The sequence below is a fragment of the Serratia sp. (in: enterobacteria) genome (assembly GCF_046715635.1).
Taxonomy (GTDB): domain Bacteria; phylum Pseudomonadota; class Gammaproteobacteria; order Enterobacterales; family Enterobacteriaceae; genus Chania.
Genome location: NZ_JBKJYW010000387.1, coordinates 1 through 9,443, shown reverse-complemented (window position 1 = coordinate 9,443; position 9,443 = coordinate 1). Strand labels below are relative to the sequence as shown.

Genomic DNA, 9,443 nt, shown 5'->3' with positions numbered 1-9,443 from the left:
AAAGCAATCAAGTTGCGCTCCGAATGTCGAGGTGGCCACTTTGGCCGCTCGCTGAGCGCATGGATCCAACGGGAGGAGAGTAACAACTATGAGAATCTTCCAGCGTTATAACCCACTGAAAGTGGCTACGTATGTAAAAACCCTGTTCCGGGGGCGGCTGTACATCAAGGATGTGGGGGCGTTTGAGTTCGACAAGGGGAAAATCCTGTTGCCGAAGGTTCGTGACAAGCGCCACTTCAACGTGATGTCCGAGGTCAACCGGCAGGTGTTGTTACTGCAGGCCGAAATGGGCTGAAGCGCAATCTATGGAGTACCCTGCAAAGAAAAGTAACTGCGGCCCCGAAGGGGCCGCTAATGTTTATGCCTGAGGTGTTTCGTCGGGGGCTTTTGGTAGCACCGTGATCGGTTTGTCGACCAGTCTGGTGACCAATAGCTGGTCAATCTTGTAGCTGTCGATATCGACCACTTCAAACTTGTACCCGGCATATTTCACAAAGTCGGTGCGTTTCGGGATTTTGCGCAGCATGTACATCATGAAGCCGCCGATGGTTTCATAGTTGCCAGCCTGTGGGAACTCATCGATATGCAGCACACGCATCACGTCTTCGATTGGCGTCCCACCTTCAATCAGCCACGAATTCTCATCACGCGTCACGATCTGCTCTTCCTGACCTTGGCCTACCAGGTCACCCATCAGCGTGGTCATCACGTCGTTCAGCGTAATAATCCCGACTACCAAAGCATATTCATTGAGGATCACCGCAAAGTCTTCACCCGCGGTTTTAAAGCTTTCCAGCGCTTCCGACAGGGTCAGGGTATCCGGCACGATCAGCGCCGAGCGGATCTGCACGCCGCTGCTCAGCACCAGGCTCTGGTTGCCCAGAACGCGGTTCAGCAGGTCCTTGGAGTCAACATAGCCAACGACCTGATCGATATGGCCGTCGCACACCAGGAACTTGGAGTGCGGATGAGTGGAGATCTTTTCTTTAATACTGTCTTCGCTTTCGCGCAGATCGAAGTAAATCACGCTTTCGCGGGACGTCATCGAAGAGGGCACGGTGCGTGATTCCAGTTCGAAGACGTTTTCAATCAGCTCATGTTCCTGTTTACGCAGTACCCCGGCCAGAGCGCCGGCTTCCACCACCGCGTAAATATCTTCGGAGGTGATGTCGTCTTTACGCATCATCGGTAGCTTGAACATGCGGAAAATCAGGTTAGCCATGCCGTTGAAGAACCAGACTAGCGGGCGGAACAGCATGATCGAGAAACGCATCGGGTTGATGATCCGGACGGCAACCGTCTCCGGTGCAATCATACCGATGCGCTTCGGTGTTAAATCCGCGAACAGGATGAACAGGCTGGTCACCATCACAAACGAGCACATAAAGCTGATTTGCTCAGAGAGTTCGGGTGACAGGAAACGGTCGAAAAGCACTTTGAAGCTGGGGGAGAAGGCTGCGTCACCGACGATACCGCCGAGGATGGCTACGGCGTTGAGGCCGATTTGCACCACGGTAAAGAAGATGCCCGGAGTTTCCTGCAGCTTAAGGACTCTGGCGGCATTGATGTTGCCTTCGTCAGCCATCAGTTTGAGTTTGATCTTGCGTGACGCAGCCAGAGAGATTTCTGAAAGCGAGAAAAACGCACTCACTGCGATCAGAAAAAGAATCAGTAAAATACTGTTTAACATAGTCTATCCATTCGTACCGACGGGATGTCGGCGATCTTTCGGAGGGGTAATACCGTATAAAAAGGTGAATCAAAGGGGGCGTTATATCACGCGCCCACAAAAGCGGGCCGCAAACGCAGCCCAACACAGTATAGCAGTTGCCCCGTGAGGGCCGCCAGTGGTTAAAAATTAACAGCTTAACCCTGTGGAGGCAGACACACCCCAATGCCACCCAGGCCACAATAGCCGCCTGGATTCTTATGCAGGTATTGCTGGTGGTCATCCTCTGCATAGTAGAAAGGCAGTGCCGGTGCAATTTCGGTGGTGATGGTGCGTTGATCGCCCGCCTTATCCATCGCCTGCTGGAAAGCTTGCAGGCTTTGCTCCGCAGCGGCCTGTTGTTCTGCGTCCAAGTAGTAGATAGCTGAGCGGTATTGGGTACCGATATCTCCGCCCTGACGCATGCCTTGCGCGGGATCGTGGTTTTCCCAGAATACCTGCAACAGCTGGCGGTAGCTGATGACCTGCGGGTCAAAGACTACGCGCACCACTTCGGCATGCCCAGTCTGGCCGCTGCATACCTCACGATAGGTTGGATTTGGCGTATAGCCACCGCTGTAACCAGCAGCTGTGCTGTAAATCCCCGGCTGCTGCCAAAACAGACGTTCGACGCCCCAAAAGCAGCCCATGCCGAAGATGGCCGTTGCCATCCCCTCGGGCACCAAGGTCATGGAATGACCGGTCACCTCGTTAAGCGTAGCGACGGGCATCGGCGTAGTGCGGCCAGGAAGCGCACTTGCCTTATTGATGTTTTGAGACTTATCAAAAGATTGCACCACGTTTCACTCCTGTTGCCATAATGAGAATTAGCCTAATAGGGACGCGTGTCAGTTGTAACTGGCCGCTTCTTTGCCCACAATAAGCCCTATCTAAGGTTTATGTATCAGCTTAACGCAGTATTTTGAGCGCCAAAAGCTAAGAATGCGTCTTGTTTTCGATCATGGTCGTTGTCGTATGGGCAACGTCTGGGATCTAAAGGTAAGGGGGGCAGTCTGATAGCACCGCCCCAGCACCAGAGCAAAGGTACTGACAGGACAGAAAAATCAATTAAGGAGCACCTGTGCCACGATATCGTGTCCTTTGCGTGTTATGTGCGCTATTCGTTACGCCGTCGGTGTTAGCGGCGAATGTGCGGCTGCAGGTTGACGGCCTGAGTGGGGATTTGGAGCGCAACGTTCGTGTGCGCCTTTCGGCGATCACGCCGGAAGAGGTCAATGCCGAGGGGCGTTTCCGCGCTCGGGTGGATGCTGCCATCCGTCAGGGGCTACGGCCTCTGGGCTATTACGAACCCACCATTGACTTCACCTTTGACGATAACCCCAAGCTCTCGCGTCCAGTGTTGTATGCCCATGTCACCCCAGGTGAGCCGGTGCGCATTGCCGGGGCAAATATTACGCTGGAAGGCGGTGCAAGAACGGATGAGGATTATCTGCGTCTGGTCAGAACCAGCCGGCCAACCGTGGGCGAGATCCTCAATCACGGCCAATACGACAGCTTTAAAGGCTCCTTGACCGGGATTGCTCTGCGTAAAGGTTATTTCGATGCCAACATGAAAAAGAGCCAGCTGGGTGTGGCGCAAGAGCTGCATAAAGCGTTCTGGGACATTGATTTCGACAGCGGCGATCGTTATCACTTCGGCAAGGTGAATTTCAAAGGCTCACAAATCCGCGAAGACTATCTGCAAAACCTGGTGCCCTTTCACCAGGGCGATTATTACAGCTCAAACGATCTGGCCGAACTGAACCGCCGTTTGTCTGCTACCAACTGGTTCAACTCGGTGGTGGTCTCCCCTGATTTCACCGATGCCAAAGAGAGCAAGATTTTGCCGTTAGATGCGCTGGTAACCCCGCGTAGCAGCAATATTGTGGAGTTGGGCGGCGGTTTCTCTACCGATATTGGCCCAAGGGTGCGTGGAACCTGGCGCAAGCCCTGGCTTAACGATCGGGGTCACAGCTTGACCACTACCGCCAGTATTTCCGCGCCAGAACAGCAGTTGGATCTGACCTACAAGATCCCGTTGCTGCGTAGCCCACTGGAGCAGTATTACCTGCTGCAGGCCGGTTTCAAACGTACGGACCTGAACGATACCCAATCTGACAGCACCAAGGTCGTGGCTTCACGTAACTGGGATCTCTCCAGCGGCTGGCAGCGTGCGATCAACCTCAGTTGGCGCTTGGACCACTTTACCCAGGGCACCGTTACCAATACCACCATGCTGCTTTATCCTGGTGTGACTATCAACCGTACGCGTTCACGCGGCGGCCTGATGCCAGTATGGGGTGACAGCCAGCGCTACTCCATTGACGTGTCGGACACCACTTGGGGCTCCGGGGTCGATTTTGCGTTACTGCAGGCGCAGAACGTCTGGATCCGTACCTTGGGGGAGAAAAACCGCTTTGTAGTCCGTGGTCAGGTAGGCTGGATTGAAACCAACGATTTTGACAAAGTGCCGCCGGATTTGCGTTTCTTCGCCGGTGGCGATCGCAGTATCCGCGGTTATAAATTCCAGGGCATTTCCCCGCGTGGAGATGACGGCAAGCTGACCGGCGCCTCTAAAATGGTGACGGGTTCGCTGGAGTACCAATATAACGTCACTGGCCGCTGGTGGGGGGCAATGTTTGTGGATTCCGGGCAGGCGGTCAATAAATTCTCAGACAGCAATTTCAAGACCGGCGCGGGCGTTGGCGTGCGCTGGCAGTCGCCGGTAGGGCCGGTGAAACTGGATATCGCCGCGCCGGTTGGGGATCAAGAGACCCACGGCCTACAGTTTTATATCGGTTTGGGGCCTGAACTATGAGCCTGATAAAAAAGATTTGTCTGGGGTTTTTGATCCTGCTGTTGCTGCTGATCGGCACGTTGGCGTTTCTGCTTGGCACCACTTCCGGCCTGCATCTGGTGATCAACGGCGCGGCCCGCTGGGTTCCCGGGTTGGAAATTGCGGCGGTCAGTGGTGGCTGGCGTGACCTGACCCTGAAAGGCGTGAAGTATCAGATGCCGGGTGTGGCAGTCAACGCCGGGCAGTTCCATCTCTCGCTCGATCTCTCCTGTTTTAAACGCAGTTCATTGTGCGTCAATGCGCTGACCGCACAGGATGTCGATGTGGTGGTGAAAACCGCTGAGATGGCCCCTTCTGCACCGGTTGAGGAAAGCAGCGAGCCGATCGGCGATCTCAGCACGCCTTATCCCATTACCCTGCGTAAGCTGGCGTTGAATAACGTCAAGGTTACCGTGGACGATACGGCGATCTCGCTGGGGGAATTCAGTACTGGCGTACAGTGGCAAGAACGAGCGTTGACGCTGATGCCAACCACTCTCCGCGCTTTGCTGGTCGCGTTGCCAAAAACGCCGGTGAACCCTTTGCCGGAAGTGCTGCAGCCCGCAGTGGAGAAAGTGGCGGTCAAGGTGGCAGAGAAAACGACGGTTGCGCCGGCATTGGTGCCACCGCCCGTGGAAGAGAAGCCGTTGGGCGAAACACTGAAAGCGCTGTTTGCCAAACCACTGCTGCCGGATTTGCCAGAAATTCGTCTGCCGCTGGATATTACCGTTGAGGATATTAGCGGCGAGCAGCTACATCTGACCGGGGACACTGAGGTATCGATCACCCGCTTGCAGCTGCAGGCCAGCACCAAAGATCAACATATCCAGTTGGATCGCTTTGACGTGAGATCGCCACAGGGCATGCTTTCCGCCAAAGGGCAGGCAACGCTGACCGGCAGTTGGCCAGTGGAGATGGTGGCGAACAGCACGCTGAATATCGATCCGCTGAAAGGCGAGAAGGTGAAGCTGAATGTATCTGGCGGGCTGCGTGAAGAACTGAAAGTAGCGCTTAACCTGTCTGGCCCCGTTGGGGCGCAGCTGGATGTGCAAACCCAGTTGGCAGAGGTGGGGTTACCCTTGGCGCTGACGCTGCAAAGCAAACAGCTGAAATGGCCGCTGACCGGTGAGGCACAGTATCAGGTTAATGACTTCCGCCTGCGCTTTAACGGCAAGGCTGCAGATTATGCGCTCTCTACCCGCGCCAATTTCAAAGGTCAGGATCTGCCACCAGCAGTGTTACAGCTGGATGGTAAAGGTAATCTTGAACAGTTCAGACTCGAGCGCCTGCGGTTGGTTACGCTGGAGGGGAATACCGATCTGACGGCATTGGTGGACTGGAGCAAAGCGATAAGCTGGACGTCACAGCTGACGCTGTCGGGTATTAATACCGCCAAGCAATGGCCGGAATGGCCAGCGCGATTGGAAGGTAAAATCACCACCCGTGGCAGTCTGCACGGCGGCAGTTGGCAATTACAGGTGCCGTTGCTGCAGCTCGACGGCAATGTGAAACAAAACAAGGTATCGGCGCGAGGCTCTCTGCGTGGTAACGCGGCCGGGCAGTGGACGATCCCCGGTATCGATCTGGCGTTAGGGCGCAATACGCTCAGCGTCAAAGGCCAGTTGGATGAGAAAAACTGGGTGCTGGATGCCAATGTCGATGCGGCACACCTCGACGGCGCTTTGCCGGGCCTTGCCGGCAATGTCCGCGGGCAGTTGAAGTTGCGAGGGAATCTGCAGGCACCACAGCTGTTAGCAGACCTGACCGCGACAGGCTTGCAATGGCAGGCGCTGCACATCAATCGGGTGAAGATCGACGGCGATGTCCGTTCCAGCGATCAGATCCAGGGGCAACTGGCGGTACGGGTTGAGCAGCTCAAACAGGATGCGTTGCAGATCAATCTGTTGACCTTGGATGCCAGAGGCAACGAGCGCCAACACCGGCTGCAAGTGAATATCGACGGCAAACCGGTTTCCGGGCAATTGGCCCTGGAGGGCAGCTTTGATCGTCAGCAACAGCGCTGGCGAGGTAACCTGAACAACACTCGCTTTGATACACCGGTGGGTGAATGGCGTCTTAGCCGTGCCATCGCGTTGGATTACCTAAATACGCAACAGAAGGTCAGTGTAGGGCCACACTGCTGGGTGAACCCGAATGCCGAGCTGTGCGTACCTAGAACCATCGAGGCGGGGGCCAGTGGCCAGGCCAGCGTGGTACTTAACCGCTTCGACCTGGCGATGATCAAACCGTTCCTGGGGCCGGATACAGCCATGAACGGTGTCTTTAGTGGCCGGGCAGACGTCAGTTGGCAGCCGGGTGGTGCATTACCCCAGGCGAGAGTCTCGCTGGTGGGCAAAGGGGTGAAGGTGGTGCAGCAGGTGCAGGGCAGCGCGTTGCCGATCGCCTTTGACACGCTAAACCTCAATGCGGGCCTGAACAATGGCCGGGCGCAGGCAGACTGGCTGATCAAGCTGACCAATAACGGCCAGTTTAGCGGCAACGTTCAGATCACCGATCCACAGGTACGTCGTGCCATCAGTGGTAACGTAAATATCACCAACGTTTCGCTCGCGCTGCTTAACCCGATACTGACGCAGGGCGAGAAAGCGGCGGGGATGCTGAATGCTAACCTGCAATTAGGGGGCAATGCGCAGAACCCGCTGGTGTTTGGCCGTCTGGCGCTGGATAAGGTGGCGATCGTTGGCCACTGGATGCCGTTCGATATGACTGAAGGCCGCCTGGCACTGAACTTCAACGGGATGACCTCGACCCTGGAAGGGTTGCTGGCAACCACGCATGGGCAGCTCAATCTGGCCGGGGATGCCGACTGGCGGGATATCAATGCCTGGCGTGCGCGTATTGCAGCCAAGGGTGATCGGCTGCGGGTGACTCTGCCGCCAATGGTACGCATTGATGTGTCACCGGATGTGGTGTTTGAAGCCACGCCGCAACTGTTCTCACTCAACGGTAGCGTGGCAATCCCTTGGGCGCGCATCACGGTGCAGGAGCTGCCAGAAAGCGCGGTCGGAGTTTCTTCTGATGAAGTGATGCTGGATAACCAGCTCAAGCCGATCCAACCGGCGACGGCAGGGATCCCAATCAACAGCAATCTGACGATCCGCGTGGGTAACGACGTGCGTCTGGATGCGTTCGGTCTGAAAGCCAGACTGAGTGGCGATCTGCGCGTGGCACAGGACCGGAATGGTCTGGGGGTACATGGCCAGATTAATATTCCATCGGGGCGCTTCCATGCTTATGGCCAGGATCTGCTCGTACGCAAGGGCCAACTGATCTTCTCTGGGCCACCGGATCAACCTCTGCTGAATATCGAGGCGATCCGTAATCCGGATGCGACGGAAAATGGCGTGACCGCCGGTGTCCGCGTGACCGGCATGGCCGATGCGCCAAGGCTGGAAGTGTTCTCCGATCCGGCCATGTCTCAGCAAGAAGCACTGTCTTACCTGCTGCGTGGACAGGGATTAGGGGCTGGCGGTGCCGATGGTAACGCCATGACCTCAATGTTAATTGGTATGGGGGTTGCACAAAGTGGTCAACTTGTGGGTAAAATCGGCGAGGCGTTTGGCGTAAGTAATCTGGCCCTGGATACCGAGGGAGTTGGCGACAGCTCTCAGGTAGTGGTGAGCGGCTATGTCCTCCCCGGCTTACAAGTAAAATATGGGGTGGGGATCTTCGACTCATTGGCCACGCTGACGTTGCGATACCGCCTGATGCCTAGGTTGTATCTGGAAGCGGTGTCTGGTCTAGACCAGGCTCTGGATGTGCTCTATCAGTTTGAGTTTTAGCTATGCGAATCATTGTCTACGGCAGTTTACGACGCAAACAGGGAAACAGCCATTGGATGACCAACGCCCAATGGTTGGGTGAACATGAATTAGAAGGCTACCAGCTTTATAATCTGGGCCACTACCCGGCTGCGATCCCTGGAGAGGGCACGGTACATTGCGAAGTGTATCGTATTAACTCATCGATTCTGGCCGAGCTGGACGAGTTGAAAAGCAATACCAAAGACTACAAGCGCGAGCTGATCCGCACGCCTTATGGGAGTGCGTGGATCTACCTGTATCGACACAGCGTGGACGGTTTCCCGCGGATTGAAAGCGGTGACTGGCTCAAGCGTCTTGACGAAAAGCAGTAAAAAAAACACCGCTCATTTGGGCGGTGTTTTTTTATCAGTTCGGGCGAGAATTACTTCTTGGCGCGTTCGAAAGAAGCAACGATCTCAGCTTTGGCTGCGGCAGCGTCTGCCCAACCATCCACTTTTACCCATTTGCCTTTTTCCAGATCTTTGTAGTGTTCAAAGAAGTGGGTGATCTGCGCTTTCAGCAGTTCTGGCAGGTCGTTCACATCTTTAATGTGATCGTACTCTTTGGTCAGTTTGCTGTGTGGTACGGCAACCAGTTTTGCATCTTCACCGGCTTCGTCGGTCATTTTCAGCACGCCAACTGGGCGGCAGCGGATCACTGAGCCTGGTTGCAGTGGGTATGGGGTTGGCACCAACACGTCTACCGGATCGCCATCCAGTGACAGGGTGTGGTTGATGTAACCGTAGTTGCACGGGTAGAACATCGCCGTGGACATGAAACGGTCAACGAACAGAGAGCCGGTTTCTTTGTCGATTTCGTATTTGATTGGATCGGCGTTAGCCGGGATTTCGATAACTACGTAGATGTCTTCTGGCAGGTCTTTGCCAGCAGGGACCAGGTTCAAGCTCATGTCGGTTTCCTTTAATCAAACCAGAAATGGAGTGGCGGCTATTATAGCCAAAACGCCCTCAAAGTACTCCCATTTTTCGGGACATGAAGCTGCACCAGTACTGCATAGTACACACAAAATGTACCACATTTCGGTACAGAGCTGAAGTCACAGGTCAGTGGCTAT

The 9,443-nt window shown here is 55.2% G+C and carries 7 protein-coding genes; 4 read left to right on the top strand and 3 right to left on the bottom strand.

The window, feature by feature from the left end; all coding sequences use genetic code 11:
• Positions 1 to 88: 88 nt before the first annotated feature.
• Positions 89 to 295: a DUF1107 domain-containing protein gene (locus ACLQ7H_RS20105; protein ID WP_021179022.1), complete on the top strand. Its 207-nt coding sequence runs from the start codon at positions 89 to 91 to the stop codon at positions 293 to 295.
• A gap of 63 nt (positions 296 to 358) precedes the next feature.
• Here ACLQ7H_RS20105 and ACLQ7H_RS20100 read toward each other — a convergent pair whose 3' ends face one another.
• Positions 359 to 1,690 carry a hemolysin family protein gene (locus ACLQ7H_RS20100; protein WP_411754194.1) on the bottom strand — a complete coding sequence of 444 codons (1,332 nt, stop codon included), beginning with the start codon at positions 1,688 to 1,690 and terminating at the stop codon, positions 359 to 361.
• 176 nt (positions 1,691 to 1,866) lie between these two features.
• Entirely contained in the window at positions 1,867 to 2,505 is a 639-nt protein-coding gene (gene msrA, locus ACLQ7H_RS20095; protein ID WP_411754195.1) for a peptide-methionine (S)-S-oxide reductase MsrA, read from the bottom strand.
• Positions 2,506 to 2,789: 284 nt separating this feature from the next.
• Between msrA and ACLQ7H_RS20090 the strand changes: the two genes are divergently transcribed.
• From ACLQ7H_RS20090 to ACLQ7H_RS20080, 3 genes are read left to right on the top strand one after another with little or no spacing between them, the layout of a single operon-like run.
• Positions 2,790 to 4,526: an autotransporter assembly complex protein TamA gene (locus tag ACLQ7H_RS20090; protein ID WP_411754193.1), complete on the top strand. Its 1,737-nt coding sequence runs from the start codon at positions 2,790 to 2,792 to the stop codon at positions 4,524 to 4,526.
• Complete coding sequence (locus ACLQ7H_RS20085) at positions 4,523 to 8,347, top strand: translocation/assembly module TamB domain-containing protein (RefSeq protein ID WP_411754192.1); 3,825 nt, start codon at positions 4,523 to 4,525, stop codon at positions 8,345 to 8,347. Before ACLQ7H_RS20090 ends, ACLQ7H_RS20085 begins: the two co-directional genes overlap by 4 nt.
• A gap of 2 nt (positions 8,348 to 8,349) precedes the next feature.
• Positions 8,350 to 8,700 carry a gamma-glutamylcyclotransferase gene (locus ACLQ7H_RS20080; RefSeq protein ID WP_024483355.1) on the top strand — a complete coding sequence of 117 codons (351 nt, stop codon included), beginning with the start codon at positions 8,350 to 8,352 and terminating at the stop codon, positions 8,698 to 8,700.
• A 50-nt stretch (positions 8,701 to 8,750) separates the two neighbouring features.
• On the opposite strand, the gene ppa is transcribed toward ACLQ7H_RS20080, so the two are convergent.
• Positions 8,751 to 9,278 carry an inorganic diphosphatase gene (ppa, locus tag ACLQ7H_RS20075; protein ID WP_024483356.1) on the bottom strand — a complete coding sequence of 176 codons (528 nt, stop codon included), beginning with the start codon at positions 9,276 to 9,278 and terminating at the stop codon, positions 8,751 to 8,753.
• Positions 9,279 to 9,443 lie beyond the last annotated feature (165 nt).

Coding starts and splice junctions, on each gene's coding strand:
- ACLQ7H_RS20105 (WP_021179022.1), top strand. CDS start 89: ATGAGAATCTTCCAGCGTTATAACCCACTGAAAGTGGCTACGTATGTA.
- ACLQ7H_RS20100 (WP_411754194.1), bottom strand. CDS start 1,690: ATGTTAAACAGTATTTTACTGATTCTTTTTCTGATCGCAGTGAGTGCG.
- ACLQ7H_RS20085 (WP_411754192.1), top strand. CDS start 4,523: ATGAGCCTGATAAAAAAGATTTGTCTGGGGTTTTTGATCCTGCTGTTG.
- ACLQ7H_RS20080 (WP_024483355.1), top strand. CDS start 8,350: ATGCGAATCATTGTCTACGGCAGTTTACGACGCAAACAGGGAAACAGC.
- ppa (WP_024483356.1), bottom strand. CDS start 9,278: ATGAGCTTGAACCTGGTCCCTGCTGGCAAAGACCTGCCAGAAGACATC.